At 49.2% G+C, this 17,620-nt stretch carries 15 protein-coding genes; 8 read left to right on the top strand and 7 right to left on the bottom strand.

From position 1 onward, the window contains the following. Positions 1-93: 93 nt before the first annotated feature. Positions 94-1,917 (bottom strand): ribosome-dependent GTPase TypA, encoded by a 1,824-nt coding sequence (typA, locus tag GF617_RS10230; protein WP_181621546.1) that lies wholly within the window; start codon positions 1,915-1,917, stop codon positions 94-96. A 389-nt stretch (positions 1,918-2,306) separates the two neighbouring features. On the opposite strand from typA, the gene glnA reads away from it, so the two are divergent. The 4 genes from glnA (at position 2,307) to GF617_RS10210 (ending at position 6,595) form a co-directional block, all read left to right on the top strand. Further along, the gene (glnA, locus tag GF617_RS10225; RefSeq protein ID WP_181621548.1) at positions 2,307-3,716 is read left to right on the top strand and encodes a glutamate--ammonia ligase; all 1,410 of its coding nucleotides are present in this window, start codon (positions 2,307-2,309) and stop codon (positions 3,714-3,716) included. Positions 3,717-3,901: 185 nt separating this feature from the next. Continuing rightward, positions 3,902-4,951 (top strand): nitrogen regulation protein NR(II), encoded by a 1,050-nt coding sequence (gene glnL / locus GF617_RS10220; RefSeq protein WP_181621550.1) that lies wholly within the window; start codon positions 3,902-3,904, stop codon positions 4,949-4,951. An 11-nt stretch (positions 4,952-4,962) separates the two neighbouring features. Beyond that, a complete protein-coding gene (gene glnG / locus GF617_RS10215) occupies positions 4,963-6,375 on the top strand; it encodes a nitrogen regulation protein NR(I) (RefSeq protein WP_203451607.1) in 1,413 nt (470 codons plus the stop codon). Between the two features lie 109 nt (positions 6,376-6,484). Continuing rightward, positions 6,485-6,595, top strand: a complete 111-nt coding sequence (locus GF617_RS10210) for a YshB family small membrane protein (RefSeq protein WP_181621553.1) — start codon at positions 6,485-6,487, stop codon at positions 6,593-6,595. Positions 6,596-6,635: 40 nt separating this feature from the next. On the opposite strand, the gene hemN is transcribed toward GF617_RS10210, so the two are convergent. Beyond that, positions 6,636-8,009, bottom strand: a complete 1,374-nt coding sequence (gene hemN / locus GF617_RS10205) for an oxygen-independent coproporphyrinogen III oxidase (protein ID WP_203451606.1) — start codon at positions 8,007-8,009, stop codon at positions 6,636-6,638. Positions 8,010-8,197: 188 nt separating this feature from the next. Beyond that, positions 8,198-8,716, bottom strand: coding sequence for a Der GTPase-activating protein YihI (gene yihI, locus GF617_RS10200; protein ID WP_203451605.1), 519 nt, complete (start codon positions 8,714-8,716; stop codon positions 8,198-8,200). 566 nt (positions 8,717-9,282) lie between these two features. Between yihI and yihA the strand changes: the two genes are divergently transcribed. Then, on the top strand, positions 9,283-9,912 hold the full coding sequence (gene yihA / locus GF617_RS10195; RefSeq protein WP_181621556.1) for a ribosome biogenesis GTP-binding protein YihA/YsxC: 630 nt from the start codon (positions 9,283-9,285) through the stop codon (positions 9,910-9,912). A gap of 311 nt (positions 9,913-10,223) precedes the next feature. Here the strand turns inward: yihA and polA are convergent, their stop codons facing one another. Next, positions 10,224-13,013 (bottom strand): DNA polymerase I, encoded by a 2,790-nt coding sequence (gene polA / locus GF617_RS10190; RefSeq protein ID WP_203451604.1) that lies wholly within the window; start codon positions 13,011-13,013, stop codon positions 10,224-10,226. A gap of 439 nt (positions 13,014-13,452) precedes the next feature. On the opposite strand from polA, the gene GF617_RS10185 reads away from it, so the two are divergent. Continuing rightward, entirely contained in the window at positions 13,453-14,361 is a 909-nt protein-coding gene (locus GF617_RS10185) for an acyltransferase (protein ID WP_203451603.1), read from the top strand. Positions 14,362-14,376: 15 nt separating this feature from the next. Here GF617_RS10185 and dsbA read toward each other — a convergent pair whose 3' ends face one another. The 3 genes from dsbA to GF617_RS10170 all read right to left on the bottom strand — a co-directional run bounded on the left by dsbA (position 14,377) and on the right by GF617_RS10170 (position 16,359). After that, positions 14,377-15,000, bottom strand: a complete 624-nt coding sequence (gene dsbA / locus GF617_RS10180) for a thiol:disulfide interchange protein DsbA (protein WP_181621561.1) — start codon at positions 14,998-15,000, stop codon at positions 14,377-14,379. 27 nt (positions 15,001-15,027) lie between these two features. Next, a complete protein-coding gene (locus GF617_RS10175) occupies positions 15,028-16,014 on the bottom strand; it encodes a serine/threonine protein kinase (RefSeq protein WP_203451602.1) in 987 nt (328 codons plus the stop codon). A 75-nt stretch (positions 16,015-16,089) separates the two neighbouring features. Then, positions 16,090-16,359 (bottom strand): YihD family protein, encoded by a 270-nt coding sequence (locus GF617_RS10170; RefSeq protein WP_181621565.1) that lies wholly within the window; start codon positions 16,357-16,359, stop codon positions 16,090-16,092. A gap of 68 nt (positions 16,360-16,427) precedes the next feature. Here GF617_RS10170 and mobA point away from each other — a divergent pair, with 68 nt between their 5' ends. Together mobA and mobB are read left to right on the top strand one after the other, a co-directional pair. After that, complete coding sequence (mobA, locus tag GF617_RS10165) at positions 16,428-17,012, top strand: molybdenum cofactor guanylyltransferase MobA (protein WP_181621567.1); 585 nt, start codon at positions 16,428-16,430, stop codon at positions 17,010-17,012. Next, on the top strand, positions 17,009-17,515 hold the full coding sequence (gene mobB / locus GF617_RS10160) for a molybdopterin-guanine dinucleotide biosynthesis protein MobB (protein WP_203451601.1): 507 nt from the start codon (positions 17,009-17,011) through the stop codon (positions 17,513-17,515). Before mobA ends, mobB begins: the two co-directional genes overlap by 4 nt. The last annotated feature ends 105 nt before the right edge of the window (positions 17,516-17,620 follow it).

Genomic DNA, 17,620 nt, shown 5'->3' with positions numbered 1-17,620 from the left:
AAAGATAAGCTTTGGCTATGCGCTGCTACGTATGGCTGAAAAAGAAAAACCCCGCCACAAAGGACGGGGTTTGCATACCAGCAGAAGAGAAAATTAGTCTTCTTTCGGACCGCGCATAGCACGTTTACGGTCGTTCTCAGTCAGGTGACGTTTACGAATACGGATAGACAGTGGCGTCACTTCTACCAGTTCGTCGTCATCGATGAATTCCAGAGCTTGCTCCAGAGTCATTTTGACTGGTGGAACCAGAACGGTTGCTTCATCAGTACCAGACGCACGCATGTTGGTCAGTTTCTTACCGGTCAGGCAGTTTACAGTCAGGTCATTAGAACGACTGTGAATACCGATGATCTGGCCTTCGTAAACTTCTGCACCGTGGCCCAGGAACAGCTTACCGCGGTCCTGAAGGCTGAACAGTGCGAACGCAACCGCTTTACCCTGACCGTTAGAGATCAGTACGCCGTTGTTACGCTGACCCACTTCGCCCGGACGAACATCATCGTAATGGCTGAAGGTGGAGTACAGCAGACCCGTACCGGAAGTCATGGTCATGAATTCTGAACGGAAGCCGATCAGACCACGGCTTGGGATCACGTAGTCGAGACGTACGCGGCCTTTGCCATCTGGATTCATGTTTTTCAGGTCGCCTTTACGCTCACCCAGAGCCTGCATAACAGAACCCTGATGCTGCTCTTCAACGTCCAGTGTTACGTTTTCGAATGGCTCTTGTTTACGGCCATCGATTTCGCGGAAGATAACTTTCGGACGGGAAACCGCCATTTCGAAACCTTCACGACGCATGTTCTCGATAAGAACAGACAGGTGCAGCTCACCACGACCAGATACACGGAATGCATCCGCGTCAGGCGTTTCTTCAACACGCAGCGCAACGTTGTGCACCAGCTCTTTGTTCAGGCGGTCAAGGATCTGACGAGAGGTAACGAACTTACCTTCTTTGCCACAGAACGGAGAGGTGTTGACGTTGAAGAACATAGAAACGGTTGGCTCATCAACAGACAGTGCTGGCAGTGCTTCAACAGCCTGCGGGTCACAGATCGTGTCAGAGATGTTCAACTCGCCCAGACCGGTGATAGCAATGATATCGCCTGCTTCTGCCACGTCAGTTTCGATACGTTCCAGACCCAGGTGGCCCAGTACTTTACCGACTTTACCGTTACGGGTTTTGCCTTCGCTATCAATGATAGTGACCTGCTGGTTTGGCTTCACTTTACCGCGTTTGATACGACCAATGCCGATTACACCAACATAGTTGTTGTAATCGAGCTGAGAGATCTGCATCTGCAGCGTGCCGTCGAGATCAACGTTTGGTGCAGGAACACGGTCAACAATCGCCTGGTACAGCGGGGTCATGTCGTCAGCCATGTTTTCGTGGTCCAGACCTGCGATACCGTTCAGCGCAGAAGCGTAAACGATAGGGAAGTCCAGCTGCTCGTCGGTCGCGTCGAGGTTAACGAACAGGTCGAATACCTGGTCAACAACCCAGTCAGGACGCGCGCCAGGGCGGTCAACTTTGTTGATAACAACAATTGGCTTCAGACCGTGGGCAAATGCCTTTTTGGTAACGAAGCGCGTTTGCGGCATTGGGCCATCCATTGCGTCAACGACCAGCAGAACGGAGTCTACCATGGACATTACACGTTCAACTTCGCCACCGAAATCGGCGTGCCCTGGGGTATCAACGATGTTGATACGGTAGTCATTCCATTTGATAGCGGTGTTTTTCGCGAGGATGGTAATCCCACGCTCTTTCTCCAAATCGTTGGAGTCCATCACACGCTCTTGAGTTTCGGCACGCGCATCAAACGTACCGGATTGCTGCAGCAGCTTATCAACCAGGGTAGTTTTACCATGGTCAACGTGCGCGATGATGGCGATGTTACGCAAATTTTCGATCACAACTTTGCCTCAGGCATTTAGAAATAGCGCGTTATTGTACACGGATTAATCGCACTACAAAACAGGATCACAAACATCCCCCGCAAACAAGTATCGCAGAGTTGCTTTGTGATCGCTTTCACGGAGCGTAAAAAGGGCACTTTAACGTAAATTGCACCAATATGGTGCTCCATGTTCACAGTGGAGCACTATACTGGTGCAACATAACCATCGTGGTGCAGCAGTTTTGCACTATGGTGCGCATGATAACGCCTTTTTGGGGTGTTTTAAAAGTTGGCACAGATTTCGCTTTGTATAAATACGGCAAAAAGGCGGCAGCAATGCCAGCCTTACACAGAATTTGAAGACCTCGTTACCACGACGACAATGACCAATCTGGAGAGTTAAGTATGTCCGCTGAACACGTTTTGACGATGCTGAACGAACATGAAGTGAAGTTTGTTGACCTGCGCTTCACCGATACCAAAGGCAAAGAACAGCACGTCACGATTCCTGCACATCAGGTAAACGCCGAATTCTTTGAAGAAGGCAAAATGTTTGACGGCTCCTCAATTGGTGGCTGGAAAGGTATCAACGAATCCGACATGGTTCTGATGCCTGACGCAACCACGGCGCTCATTGACCCGTTCTTCGAAGAACCTACACTGATCATCCGTTGCGATATCCTCGAGCCAGGCACACTGCAAGGCTACGACCGCGACCCACGTTCCATCGCAAAACGTGCTGAAGAGTACCTGCGTTCTACTGGCATCGCAGACACCGTTCTGTTTGGGCCAGAGCCAGAGTTCTTCCTGTTTGACGACATCCGTTTTGGCGCATCCATCTCTGGTTCTCACGTTGCTATCGATGACATCGAAGGTGCATGGAACTCTTCCACCAAATACGAAGGTGGTAACAAAGGTCACCGTCCAGGCGTGAAAGGCGGTTACTTCCCGGTTCCTCCGGTCGATTCTTCACAGGACATCCGTTCGACCATGTGTCTGATCATGGAAGAAATGGGTCTGGTTGTTGAAGCGCATCACCACGAAGTAGCAACTGCTGGCCAGAACGAAATCGCGACCCGCTTCAATACGATGACCAAGAAAGCGGACGAGATTCAGATTTACAAATATGTGGTCCACAACGTTGCACACCGTTTCGGTAAAACCGCAACCTTCATGCCAAAACCAATGTTCGGCGATAACGGTTCCGGTATGCACTGCCACATGTCCCTGTCCAAGAACGGTACTAACCTGTTCTCTGGTGACAAATATGCCGGTCTGTCTGAGCAGGCGCTGTACTACATTGGTGGCGTAATCAAACACGCTAAAGCAATTAACGCCCTGGCAAACCCAACCACCAACTCATACAAGCGTCTGGTCCCTGGCTACGAAGCACCAGTAATGCTGGCTTACTCCGCCCGTAACCGCTCTGCTTCTATCCGTATTCCAGTGGTTGCATCTCCGAAAGCACGTCGTATCGAAGTGCGCTTCCCGGATCCAGCGGCTAACCCATACCTGTGCTTCGCAGCACTGCTGATGGCGGGTCTGGACGGCATTAAGAACAAGATCCACCCAGGCGAAGCGATGGACAAAAACCTGTACGATCTGCCTCCAGAAGAAGCGAAAGAGATCCCACAGGTTGCAGGTTCTCTGGAAGAGGCATTGAACGCACTGGACGCAGACCGTGAGTTCCTGACGGCCGGCGGTGTCTTCACTAACGACGCTATCGATGCTTACATCGCGCTGCGTATTGAAGAAAATGACCGCGTGCGTATGACTCCGCACCCAGTTGAGTTCGAACTGTACTACAGCGTTTAAGTTTTAACGGGTTTTGCGCGACCTTTTACGTGCAAGCCCGAAAGCCGTTTTTTGTTGCCGTGGAAACTTTCAGCCCATCTTCGGATGGGCTTTTTTCTCCACCAACAAACTGATCTCACGCGCTTTTCACGACGGAAAAGCTATACTGCACTAAATTAGTGCAAACAACTCCAGGAGACTGCTGAATGGCAACTGGCACGCTGCCCGATGCTGGGCAGATCCTCAATTCTTTAATAAACAGTATATTGCTGGTCGACGACGAGCTGGCCGTGCATTACGCCAACCCGGCGGCACAGCAACTGCTCGCCCAAAGCGCGCGTAAACTGTTTGGTACACCACTTCCGGAATTGTTGAGCTATTTTTCCCTGAATATTGGGCTGATGCAGGAGAGTTTGCAGGCCGGACAGGGGTTCACCGATAACGAAGTGACGCTGGTCATTGATGGCCGCTCCCACATTCTTTCCCTGACTGCGCAACGGCTGCCTGAAGGACTTATTTTGCTGGAAATGGCGCCAATGGATAACCAGCGTCGCCTGAGCCAGGAACAGCTCCAGCACGCACAGCAAATCGCGGCTCGCGATCTGGTTCGCGGTCTTGCCCATGAAATAAAAAACCCGCTTGGTGGCTTACGTGGCGCTGCGCAGCTACTCACCAAAGCACTGCCAGACCCGGCGCTGGCCGAATACACCAATGTCATCATTGAACAGGCCGACCGTCTACGCAACCTGGTCGACAGACTGCTGGGACCGCAACAGCCTGGTATGCACGTATCAGAAAGCATTCATAAAGTGGCTGAGCGAGTAGTGAAACTCGTTTCGATGGAGCTACCGGAAAACGTCACACTGGTTCGCGACTATGACCCAAGCTTGCCTGAATTGGCGCATGATCCCGACCAGATTGAGCAGGTTTTACTGAATATCGTTCGAAATGCCTTACAAGCTTTGGGCCCTGAAGGTGGGGAAATCGTGCTGCGTACCCGCACCGCCTTCCAGCTCACATTACATGGCGTGCGCTATCGCCTGGCGGCACGTATTGATATTGAAGATAACGGTCCGGGTATTCCTTCCCATCTACAGGATACGCTGTTTTATCCCATGGTGAGTGGCCGCGAAGGTGGGACCGGACTTGGGTTATCTATTGCCCGTAATTTGATCGATCAACACTCTGGCAAAATTGAATTTACCAGTTGGCCTGGTCATACCGAGTTTTCGGTTTACCTGCCAATTAAAAAATAAAGGTGACGTTTATGCAACGAGGGATAGTCTGGGTAGTCGATGACGATAGCTCCATCCGTTGGGTGCTTGAACGCGCACTCACAGGGGCGGGATTAAGCTGCACGACATTTGAGAACGGCAGCGAAGTGCTCGACGCACTCACCACAAAAACCCCGGATGTTCTGCTTTCCGATATTCGCATGCCGGGGATGGACGGGCTGGCGCTCTTAAAACAGATCAAACAACGCCACCCTATGCTTCCGGTCATCATAATGACAGCACATTCCGATCTGGATGCCGCCGTTAGCGCCTATCAACAAGGGGCATTTGATTATCTGCCAAAACCGTTTGATATCGATGAAGCGGTAGCCCTGGTTGAGCGTGCGATCAGTCACTATCAGGAACAACAGCAGCCCCGTAACGCTCCCGTTTTTGGGCCAACGACGGATATCATTGGTGAAGCACCTGCGATGCAGGATGTTTTTCGCATTATCGGTCGTCTGTCGCGCTCTTCCATCAGTGTGTTGATTAACGGCGAGTCAGGAACCGGTAAAGAGCTGGTCGCGCATGCTTTACATCGCCACAGCCCACGAGCAAAAGCGCCATTTATCGCACTGAATATGGCGGCAATCCCAAAGGATTTGATTGAATCAGAGCTATTTGGTCACGAAAAAGGGGCATTTACTGGCGCAAATACGATTCGTCAGGGTCGCTTTGAACAAGCCGATGGCGGAACACTGTTCCTTGATGAGATCGGTGATATGCCGCTGGATGTCCAGACTCGCCTGCTGCGCGTACTGGCCGATGGACAATTCTATCGTGTAGGCGGTTATGCTCCGGTAAAAGTTGATGTCCGCATTATTGCCGCAACGCACCAAAACCTGGAACAACGCGTACAGGAAGGTAAATTCCGCGAAGATCTGTTCCACCGCCTGAATGTCATCCGCGTCCATCTGCCCCCCCTGCGTGAACGTCGGGAAGATATCCCTCGCCTGGCGCGTCACTTTTTGCAGGTTGCCGCACGTGAACTCGGCGTGGAAGCTAAACAACTTCACCCGGAAACCGATGCAGCACTCACGCGTCTGGCATGGCCTGGTAACGTTCGTCAGCTGGAAAACACCTGCCGCTGGCTGACTGTGATGGCTGCTGGCCAGGAAGTCTTGATTCAGGACTTACCGAGTGAGTTGTTTGAAGCAACTGTACCAGACAGCAGTACCGGGCATACATTGCCAGACAGTTGGGCAACACTGTTAGCCCAATGGGCCGATCGCGCGTTGCGTTCCGGTCATCAAAACCTGTTGTCTGAAGCTCAACCAGAAATGGAGCGCACCTTACTGACCACTGCGCTTCGTCATACTCAGGGCCATAAACAGGAAGCAGCACGACTGCTGGGATGGGGTCGTAATACCCTGACACGTAAGTTGAAAGAGTTAGGAATGGAGTGATTTTTACCATTGTGTAAAGATTACAAATTGAGCGCAAATTGGCGTTATTTTGCGCTTTACTGTTCCGATGAGTTTTGTATGATCGTGCCCGGAAATTGGGGGGATCATCATGCTGGAATCATTAGTGAATTTGCTCTCGAGCGGAGCTGCGGAAAGCCACACGCCGCAAGCAGCCGTTGCCGCGGTGTTGTGTGCGGCACTGGTTGGGCTTTTTAGCTAGACGGTTTGCCGGGTAATGCTTCGCATACCCGGCAATACCATTAGATAACGCGCGAAAACTGCTGCAGACGCGCCTTCTGACGCAGATAGGCGTCAAAGCACATACAGATATTACGAATCAATAAGCGCCCTTTTGGCGTCACCTCAATCCCGCTATCCGTGACATCCACCAGCCCATCTTTTGCCAGTGGCGCAAGTAGCTTCAGGTCTTCCGCAAAGTAATCGCTGAATTGCAGATCCCAGTGTAGTTCCACGTCACTGAAGTCGAGACGGAAATTGCAGATAAGCGCTTTAATCACATCACGACGAATGCAATCGTCACGCGTTAACGCGATACCTCGCCACAGGGCGTTTCCAGTTTCATCAACCTGCTGATAATACTGCTTTAGCTCTTTCTGGTTCTGTGCATAGCAGTCGCCCATCATGCTGATGGCGGATACGCCCATACCCAGTAAATCTGTATCACCTTGCGTGGTGTAGCCCTGGAAATTACGATGCAATACCCCTTCTCTCTGCGCGATTGCCAGCTCATCATCAGGACGGGCAAAGTGGTCCATACCGATAAACTGATAACCTGTCTCAGTCAGTGACGTGATGGTTTCCTGCAAAATATCCAGCTTCTGCTGAGCAGAAGGCAGATCGGCATCTTTGATTTTGCGCTGAGCAGCAAAGAGCGTTGGCAGATGAGCATAGTTAAATACGCTCAGGCGATCGGGGTTCAGCTCGGCCACACGTTTCAGCGTGAAGGCGAAACTCTCCGGCGACTGCTTTGGCAGGCCATAAATCAGGTCAATGTTGGTCGAGGTAAAACCGATGTCGCGCGCATGGTTAAGCAAGGCAAAGATAAACTCTTCGTCCTGCTCGCGATTTACCAGACGTTGTACTTCTTTGTTGAAATCCTGCACACCCATACTCAGGCGCGTAAAGCCTTCGGCGCGTAAGTGATCCAGTACATCCAGCTCTATTTCCCGCGGATCGACTTCGATCGAGATTTCAGCATCCGCATTGAAGTTAAAGTTGGAGCGCAAAAGCGCCATTAAACGGCTGATCTGCGCTTTATTCAGATAGGTTGGCGTACCACCGCCCCAGTGCAACTGGCTGACGTGACGACCGGCGAAAAGCGGTGCACGATGCAGAATTTCATGTTCGAGCGCATCAAGGTATTGATCGGCCTTGTGCTGCTGGCGGGTAACGATTTTATTGCAACCGCAGAAATAGCAGAGTTTATGGCAAAAAGGGATGTGAACATACAGCGATAATGGCCGCTCAGGATAGCGCGCAGCCGCCTGCTGAAAATCAGCCTCACCGAAAGCTTCAGAAAACTCCAGCGCGGTTGGATAGGACGTATAACGTGGCCCGGAATAGTTATATTTCTGGATTAGGGCCAAATCCCAGTCGATAGATGGTACAGACATGCTCACTCCTTCCGTTGGTGTCGCGTTCGTATACGGCGGCCCGTCCTGACCCCATTGCGGGTCATCATTCGGGTGCGCAGCCACTTCTGTCGCCGCGACAACCGCCGTAGTTTAACGAATAACCACACCAGATAACATATAACCGGAAGGGTTATAAGCAGGACTATCGAGCCTGCTGAGTGCAAATGTTAGTTTCCACCTTTCAGAAGACGCATCATATCTTCCTGCTTTTCGTCTTCTTCTTCATCTTCTTCGTCATCGTCGTAAGACAGACCCAGTTTTTGCATCAGCTCGTCGATACGATCCAGCTTGGCATCCACCCATGACTGCTCTTCAGCGGTCAAAGATTCACCCTCTTCAAGACGTTCCAGCAGCGCATCCAGGCGCTCATCATTCTCCAGCAAATCCAGCTCAGCCTGCGGTGAAAGCATAGGTTTCTCGCTCTTTGGTTTGTGCTGCTTGGTTACCGGGGTGTCCGTCACGCCCAGTGGAATTGGTGTTTTGCTGCCAATACGAGGATCTTTCTGTTTGCCGTTTTGAGCAGAAGAGCCTGATGCGCTGCTGCCATTGGCACGGCTTCCAGAGGCATGACCACTGTGCTTTTTCGCACGTTTACGGTCGCGAGCTTCCTGGTTCAATTCTTCACGTGTTTTGCGACGTGCTTTTGTGGGGCGTTTAGTGCCCGATGCGGAAGTCGGTTTTTTCATGATGTTTTATCTTTAAGTCGTTTTCTTCAGTATAGAATTGCGGCGAAATCTAGCAGAAAGCAAGCAAAGAAAAAAGGCGACAGAGCAATCTGTCGCCTTTTTTCCTGACTCACAGCCCTTAGCGGGCCAGACATTCCTTGTTTGCCAACAACAAACCCTGTTTATCCTTTGGCTGCTACCGTCCTTGATACGGTTCCCTTTCCTGTTTAAACGCCTCCAGGCGCTGGTCATCCTGACAATCCTGAGTCTTCGCCTCCTGGCGCTCCTGACCCTTATCCTTAAGTCGTTATCCTGTTGGCATCCTCGCCTTGACGCACACTTTACCTTGTTCCATTAAACTAACAAGCAATGAGAGGGCATAAAAATAGCTTTTCAGACAAACACCCAAAACTAATACATTGATTTATAAACACTTGTTGTTTTTTAAGTCTGCGATTTCTCTTAAATATCCTAATACATCTATGGCAAATGTCTTACAACTCTGACATCGGTATACCTATGAGGAAAGCCTTTTGGCTGCATTCAGGTATAATCCTTTTCAGAATAAGATTTACGGAGACGAGCACGTGACTACCCTGAATTATCAACAGACGCACTTTGTTACCAGTGCGCCTGATATTCGCCACTTACCTTCAGATACCGGTATCGAAGTGGCATTTGCTGGCCGTTCCAATGCGGGAAAATCCAGCGCCCTGAATACGCTGACAAACCAAAAGAGCCTGGCGCGTACGTCCAAAACACCAGGTCGAACCCAGTTGATTAACCTTTTCGAAGTTGCCGAGGGTAAACGCCTGGTCGATTTACCTGGCTATGGCTATGCGCAAGTACCGGAAGAGATGAAGATCAAATGGCAGCGCGCGCTGGGGGAATACCTCGAAAAACGCCTGTGCCTGAAAGGTCTGGTGGTACTCATGGATATTCGCCATCCATTGAAAGATCTCGATCAACAGATGATCCACTGGGCGATTGAGAGTGATATTGCTGTTCTGGTGCTGTTGACCAAAGCCGATAAACTGGCGAGCGGGGCGCGTAAAGCACAAGTTAATATGGTTCGCGAAGCGGTGATGGCATTTAACGGTGATGTGCAGGTTGAACCGTTTTCATCGCTGAAAAAGCAAGGCGTGGATAAGTTACGTCAAAAGCTGGATGGCTGGTTTAGCGAGCTGGAACCCGCAACCGAAGCGGAAGAAGAGTAATACCAGACGCGGCAATGTCCGCGTTTTTTTAGCTTATTTTTTTGTTTGCCGCAATAAAAAACGCCCCAGTCATTACTGACTGGGGCGGCTAAAATATTCAGCCAAATCCGATTACGTGAAGTAAAAGGTCTGAAAGATAGAACATCTTACCTCTGTACCCTACGTCGTTAACTCTACTCTTTTTTTATCGCTCGACAAAGCACTTTTTGTAGTTTTTTTTCACTCTTTACATAGGTAATTCTAATGATCATCACAAAACACGCGTTGTTATGTTGCTAAGTTACATAAAAATCACGTTATTCATTGAACGCTTAGTGAGCGAGATCCCAATTTTCTCCACTGCCCACTTCCACCAGAAGTGGTACGTCAAGTTTCATGCTGCTTTCCATCAGTTCGTGGATCTTCTGCGAGACTGAATCAAGATCATCTTTGTGCACTTCGAACACCAGTTCATCGTGTACCTGCATAATCATGCGCACTCGCGGTTTCTCTTTTTCCAACCAAGCATCAACAGCAATCATTGCCCGTTTAATGATGTCAGCAGCGGTTCCTTGCATTGGTGCGTTGATAGCTGCACGCTCCGCCCCAGCACGACGCGCCGCATTGCTGGATTTGATGTCCGGCAGATAAAGACGACGGCCTTCCAGCGTTTCGACGTAACCTTTTTCCTTCGCCTGCGCGCGCGTCCGCTCCATATAATCCAGAACCCCCGGATAGCGCTCGAAGTAGAGATCCATATACTTCTGTGACTCTTTACGTGGAATGTTTAATTGGCGTGAAAGGCCAAACGCGCTCATACCGTAGATCAAACCAAAGTTGATCGCTTTCGCACTACGACGTTGTTCATTCGTCACACTATCCAGCGATAGTCCAAAGACTTCTGCAGCCGTCGCCCGGTGGATATCCTTCCCTTCCGCAAAGGCTGTCAGCAGGCCTTTATCACGCGATAAATGCGCCATAATACGCAACTCAATTTGTGAGTAGTCGGCAGAGACAATCACATAATCGTCTGGCGCGATGAACGCCTGGCGAATACGACGCCCTTCTTCATTACGTACGGGAATGTTTTGCAGGTTTGGATCGGTCGATGAAAGCCGACCAGTCGCCGCAACCGCCTGATGGTAAGACGTATGAACACGACCCGTTTTCGGGTTTATCATCAACGGAAGTTTATCGGTATAGGTCGATTTCAGCTTAGCCAGACCGCGATACTCCAGAATGACTTTAGGTAACGGGTAATCTAGCGCCAGCTCTTCGAGTACCTCTTCTGACGTCGATGGCGCACCACCCGGTGTTTTTTTCAGCGGCTTAATACCCTGTTTTTCAAACAGAATAGTTTGTAATTGCTTAGGCGATGAAAGATTAAATGGCTCACCTGCAATGTCATGCGCTTTTTGCTCAAGCTCAGACAGGCGGACAGCAAGCTCACCAGAGTGATGATGCAAAACAGCAGGATCAATTTTTACGCCATTGCGTTCAATACGGGATAATACCGGAACCAGTGGCATTTCAATGTGCTTAAAGACATTGAGTGGGCCTTCCTGTTTCTGCAGTTTCGGCCACATTTTAAGATGCAATTGCAACGTGACATCCGCATCTTCTGCCGCATAACGGCCCGCTTCTTCCAGCGCAATCTGGTTAAACGTCAGTTGATTTTTGCCCTTCCCGGCAATTTCTTCAAACGTAATGGTTTTGTGCTTGAGCCAACGGTCCGAAAGGGAATCCATATCATGACGGCCAGCAACGCTATCCAGAATGTAGGACTCCAGCATTGTATCGAAGGCAATGCCACGCAGTTCGATGCCGTAATTTTGCAAAATGCCACGATCGAACTTCAGATTTTGCCCGACTTTAAGCACCTTCTCGTCTTCAAGAAGCGGCTTGAGCAATTCAAGCGCACGCGCACGCGGGATCTGATCTGGCGCATCCAGGTAGTCATGTGCCACAGGTACATACGCAGCAATACCAGGCTCAGTTGCAAACGAGAGGCCGACCATATTGGCAGAGATATTGTCCAGGCTATCAGTTTCTGTATCAAACGCGATGACAGGTGCGTTCTTAAGCTTTTCGATCCAGGTTATCAACTGGGTTTCATCGAGCAGGGTTTCATAGCGTTCAGAAGAAAGTGTACTGGTCTGCTCTTCTGCTTCTTCTGCCTCAGCCACAATCGTTTCTTTTGGTTTTACAGCAGATTTTACACCTTTAGCCTGCATCCATTTGCCAGCTTCCAGGTCTGTCGTCCAGCGCTTAAATTCGTACTTTTTAAACAGGGTTAGCAACTCATCTGTTGCAGGTTGCTGTACTTCAAGCTGTTCACATCCCAGTTCTAACTCAACGTCAGTTTTGATGGTTGCGAGTTTATAAGAGAGGTAAGCCAGCTCTTTATTTTGCTCCAGTTTAGCCGCCATGGTTTTCGCACCACGGAACGTCAGACCGGCAATTTTATCCGATTCCTTGTAAAGGGTATCAATCCCCCCCAGCCCTTGCAGTAATGCTTGCGCCGTTTTCTCACCAACACCCGGCACGCCTGGGATGTTATCTGAGGAGTCGCCCATTAAGGCAAGAAAATCAATGATCAGCTCCGGTGGCACACCGTATTTCGTGACCACTTCTTCTGGCCCAAGGATGGTATTAGTCATGGTGTTAATCAAGGTGATACCAGGCGTAACCAACTGCGCCATATCTTTATCACCCGTACTGATCAGCACCGGACGCCCCATTTTTTCGGCTTCCCTCGCCAGTGTCCCGATCACGTCGTCAGCTTCGACACCGGAGACTGCCAGCAGTGGTAGCCCCATTGCTTTAACCATGGTATGCAACGGTTCAATTTGCGCGCGCAACTCATCCGGCATAGGAGGACGATGGGATTTGTAGTCTTCAAACAACTCATCGCGGAAAGTTTTACCTTTGGCATCAAACACAACGGCAGCATGGGATGGTTGATATTGCAGAATCAGGCTGCGTAGCATGTTAAGCACGCCATACATCGCGCCGGTGGGTTCTCCTGCACTATTGGTCAGAGGAGGAAACGCATGATACGCCCGATACAGGTAAGAAGAGCCGTCGACGAGAATAAGAGGGTTTTCTGGGATCTGAACCATAATGTCCGTGCCTTTAATCAATTTATGGATAAAGGATGCCACAGAAGGATGAAAACATCAGTTTTTAGCACCAAATACCACAAAAGATTTTACGATCGTCAGGATCCCTCGCAAAATTGAACTGTGGATAAGTTTGTGCATATTTTCGATACACCTGAATAAAAGTTATCGCCAATATATGATAGTTTATAATTTACTCTTTATTATCATGTTGTTATGAATGGATCTTCATTGCATATTTCCATCTGGTGATAATCTGTCCGATGTGGATATAAGCCTCGCCTCTGGCCTAACTATAGATAAGGCCACAATGGAGAGGAAAATGTCTCAAACTGTCAGTATGAAAGGACCATTATGTCGTCTTTTTTCTGGTAAAATCAGCGCCCAGCGCCGGAAAGCCGATCGCTAAATTACAGCTAACCATCTGAAAAAGCTCATCATGTCGAGATTACTCGCTGCGATAACAATACTGTTAAGCATCATTTTAACTATTCTGGTTACCATCGCCTGTTCTGTGCCGATCATTATCGCCGGAATAATTAAATTACTGTTGCCTGTCCCCTCTGCCTGGCGTGCGGTTTCGGCATTCTGTAATTTTATGATGTACTGTTGGTGCGAAGGACTTGCCGTACTGCTCTATCTGAATCCCCACCTGAAATGGGACGTGGAAGGGCTGGAAAGGCTGAACAAAAAAAACTGGTATTTACTGATCTGCAATCATCACAGTTGGGCAGATATCGTGGTTTTATGCGTGCTTTTCCGCAAACATATCCCAATGAACAAGTATTTCCTGAAGCAGCAGTTGGCCTGGGTCCCTTTTATTGGCCTGGCATGCTGGGCGTTGGATATGCCGTTTATGAAGCGCTATTCACGCGGTTATTTACTTCGTCATCCGGAACGTCGTGGAAAAGATGTCGAAACAACACGTCGCTCATGCGAAAAGTTTCGGTTTCACCCCACAACCATAGTCAACTTTGTTGAAGGATCTCGCTTCACCGAAGTAAAACGTCTTCAGACTCGCTCGCCTTACCAACATTTATTGCCGCCAAAAGCCGCAGGCATTGCAATGACACTTAATGTTCTTGGCGAGCAGTTCGACAAATTACTCAATGTCACTCTGTGCTACCCGGAAAATGATAAAACTCCGTTCTACGATATGCTCAGCGGAAAGCTAACGCGCATTGTTGTCCGTGTTGACCTCATCCCGGTGAACGCTGAACTGCATGGTGATTACGTGGGCGATAAAAACTTCAAACGTCGTTTCCAGCTCTGGCTCAATACACTCTGGAAAGAGAAAGATGAACAGATAGAAGAGATAAAATCTTCATACAAAAACGCCGGTCAATGACCGGCGTTTTTCTTTTTACTTCTTCTCGACCAGATATTTCACTGTATCTGCATATTGCTGCACGAAGATGTCCATGCTGCTGGTATCCATGCCCTGCATATTCAGCTGATATTTACCGTTAACATACATTGCCGGCACACCCTGAAGCTGAAGGTCTGCAGCCGCTTTTTCCTGTTGAGCGACCAGTGATTTCACAACAAAGCTATTCCACGCCGCATCATAATCTTCACCTTTCACGCCAGCATCAACAAATACCTTACGGATATCCGCGGTGGTTTGAACAGTCTGAGTTTTCTGAACGGCCTCGAACATTGGGGAGGTGATTTTGTCTTCCACGCCCAGCGCAATCGCAACCGCCCACGCCTGAGTCAGGTCTTTGCCCAGAGGGCCCAGAAACTCAACGTGGTACTTGGTCATTTTAGTGCCTTCAGGCAGCTTTTTTTTCACGTTATCAGAGACATGAAGAACTTGCTCGAACTGATAGCAGTGTGGGCAATAGAAGGAGAAAAACTCCAGTACCTGAGGCTCACCGGCAACAGGCTTATCAAGGGTGATGTACTGTTTACCGTCGGTAAACTGCGCAGCAGAAGCGCTAAATGCCAGAATCATACCTGCCAGCGCGAGCCATATTTTTTTCATAATCAACTTTCTCCTGGGTGTGTCCGATTAATACATTGGCGTTAATTGCAGAGGCGGTTCCTGCAGAACCTTAACCTGCTCAATAAATATGGATGTCTGGTTACGCCAGTAATCTTCCCCGGTTAGCCACGGGAAGTTTCTGGGAAAAGCGGGGTCGTCCCAACGCCTGATTAACCATGCGAGATAATAAACAAAACGCATTGCCCGTAAAGGCTCTATCAAGGCAATTTCGTCTGAATTAAAGGGGCTAAACTCTTCATAAGCCTCAATGATAGTTTCAAGCTGCATACGCTGCTCAGCTTTATCGCCATTGAGTAACATCCACAGATCCTGGATCGCAGGCCCCATGCGGGCATCATCAAGGTCAACAAACAGTGGGCCATCACGCCAGAGAATATTACCGGCATGGCAATCACCATGCAGACGAAGAGCTGGCGTATCATCTCGCCAGCAGGCTTTTACTGTTTCGATAAGTTTATCTGTCGCAGCAAGGAAATCATCCTTCAACGCACCGGGAATAAGCGCAGACATTTCGAATACCTGGCGTGGTTCGAGAAGATATTCCTGAATGCCCATCGTTGGACGAGCAATAAACGGTTTTTTGCGTCCCGTCTGATGAATTCGGCCAAGATAACGAGCAACCCATTCCATTTGGTCAATATTATCAGCTTCAAACTGGCGACCACCGAGGCTCGGAAATACTGCGTAATAGAATCCCTGATGCGTCAGCAATGTTTGGCCATCGAATTTTAATGGCGCAGCAACGGGAACATCATCGGTCAATAGATCATGTGCAAACTGATGTTCTTCCTGGATTTGCTCCGCAGACCAGCGCTGGGGGCGATAGAACTTAACGACAAAGCGCTGACGATCCTCATCCTGAAATTGATAGACGCGGTTTTCATAGCTATTTAAGGGAGTTAACCCGGAGTCCACTCGAATCCCCTGTTCGAAAAGGGCATCCATAATGGTATCCGGGTGTAATGTCTGGAAAGTAAAAGCCTGGTCGTTCATCCGATCATCCGGAAATTATACGAATGATTCAGGATATCATTTTGTGGCGATTTCGGTGTCGCCTCTTACAAGCTTTTACTCTTTAATTACGCCACGTGCGCGCAACAATGCGGTTTTAAAATCTTCCTCATAATCTTTCTGGATACCAGGAATAACGGCATCTTTTGTCGAGTCACGCATTTTAAGGTGATAGATCAGGATGTCATCAGAAAGGTCTGTCAATTCACCGTCATAGCCTGACTCTTTCGCCAGTTTCTGTAAAAATTGCATCAGGTTCAGCTCTGGCTCTTTTTGCCAGGCTGGCTGGAGGAGTTCAATAACTTCATTCAGACGTTTACATTTCATGGTGGTGCTCCTTTCATTTAGAAAGACACGTTAGCAGGGTCAATCCCACAATAAAAGAGGCGATATTTGTGAATCAGTGCCGGAAAATTATCGGAGTCGTGCTGGCAGGCGGAAGAGCGACGCGGATGGGTGGGAAAGATAAGGGCTTGCAGACGCTTAACAACAAACCGTTGTGGCAACATGTAGCGGACGCACTTCAGGGCCAGGTGGCCGAGATCGTCATCAGTGCTAACCGTCATATAGAGATTTACCGCCAAAGTGGCTATCCAGTTTATCAAGATACTCTCATCGATTATCCTGGGCCACTTGCCGGTATGCTCTCTGTTATGCAGCAATCTGACGGTGAGTGGTTTCTGTTTTGCCCCTGCGATACGCCCTTTATTCCATCTTGTCTCGCCGAACGACTGGCGAGCCAGAACAATGAGGTCCCGGCGGTATGGGTACATGATGGAGAGAGAGATCACCCAGTTATTACATTGATTCACAGAAAATTAATCCCAGACCTGCAGGCATATCTGGTTTCTGGGGAACGCCGCGTGATGGTGTTCATGCATCAGGTTGGCGGCCATTCAATTGACTTTAGCGATCTAAAAGATGCCTTTATGAACGTGAATACAATAAAAGATTTGCAGATGATGCAGGAGAAAAAATGATTCCCGTTTTAGCCATTTCTGCCTGGAGTGGTACAGGCAAAACCACCTTGTTAAAAAAATTGATACCCGCTCTTTGTTCCGCAGGAGTCCGGCCAGGGTTAATCAAACATACTCATCATAATATGGATGTCGATAAACCCGGCAAAGACAGCTACGAATTACGAAAAGCTGGAGCTGCACAAACAATCGTCGCAAGTCGTCAACGATGGGCGCTGATGACCGAGACACCCGATGAAAAAACGCTGGATCTGGGTTTTCTTGTCAGCCGAATGGATCATTCGGCGCTGGATTTGGTCCTGGTCGAAGGATTCAAGCATGAGTCGGTGGCAAAGATCCTACTTTTCAGGCGCGATGCAGATCATGATACGTGTGAATTAACACTGGATGAGCATGTTATTGCTGTCGCCAGCGACACTGGGCTATCACTTCCAGTACCGGTTTTGGATCTGAATGATACTGACGGGATGGTTAGCTTTATTCAGCAGTGGATGACAAGCCGTTAGGTCTGTTTTTTCGTTCATACTCACAGACGCAAAAAACCCCGGACCTTACGGACCGGGGTTTCCTGCTTAATTGATGCCTGGCAGTTCCCTACTCTCACATGGGGA

It is taken from the genome of Lelliottia sp. RWM.1 (assembly GCF_016859735.1).
Taxonomy (GTDB): Bacteria; Pseudomonadota; Gammaproteobacteria; order Enterobacterales; family Enterobacteriaceae; genus Enterobacter.
This window is presented reverse-complemented; position numbering and strand designations above follow the sequence as displayed.

What these genes read in the sequence shown, in the direction of transcription:
- hemN (WP_203451606.1), bottom strand. Translation starts at nt 8,009, where the DNA reads ATGTCTGTACCATCTATCGACTGGGATTTGGCCCTAATCCAGAAATAT.
- glnA (WP_181621548.1), top strand. Translation starts at nt 2,307, where the DNA reads ATGTCCGCTGAACACGTTTTGACGATGCTGAACGAACATGAAGTGAAG.
- yihI (WP_203451605.1), bottom strand. Translation starts at nt 8,716, where the DNA reads ATGAAAAAACCGACTTCCGCATCGGGCACTAAACGCCCCACAAAAGCA.
- GF617_RS10185 (WP_203451603.1), top strand. Translation starts at nt 13,453, where the DNA reads ATGTCGAGATTACTCGCTGCGATAACAATACTGTTAAGCATCATTTTA.
- GF617_RS10170 (WP_181621565.1), bottom strand. Translation starts at nt 16,359, where the DNA reads ATGAAATGTAAACGTCTGAATGAAGTTATTGAACTCCTCCAGCCAGCC.
- dsbA (WP_181621561.1), bottom strand. Translation starts at nt 15,000, where the DNA reads ATGAAAAAAATATGGCTCGCGCTGGCAGGTATGATTCTGGCATTTAGC.
- glnG (WP_203451607.1), top strand. Translation starts at nt 4,963, where the DNA reads ATGCAACGAGGGATAGTCTGGGTAGTCGATGACGATAGCTCCATCCGT.
- GF617_RS10175 (WP_203451602.1), bottom strand. Translation starts at nt 16,014, where the DNA reads ATGAACGACCAGGCTTTTACTTTCCAGACATTACACCCGGATACCATT.
- GF617_RS10210 (WP_181621553.1), top strand. Translation starts at nt 6,485, where the DNA reads ATGCTGGAATCATTAGTGAATTTGCTCTCGAGCGGAGCTGCGGAAAGC.
- glnL (WP_181621550.1), top strand. Translation starts at nt 3,902, where the DNA reads ATGGCAACTGGCACGCTGCCCGATGCTGGGCAGATCCTCAATTCTTTA.
- mobB (WP_203451601.1), top strand. Translation starts at nt 17,009, where the DNA reads ATGATTCCCGTTTTAGCCATTTCTGCCTGGAGTGGTACAGGCAAAACC.
- polA (WP_203451604.1), bottom strand. Translation starts at nt 13,013, where the DNA reads ATGGTTCAGATCCCAGAAAACCCTCTTATTCTCGTCGACGGCTCTTCT.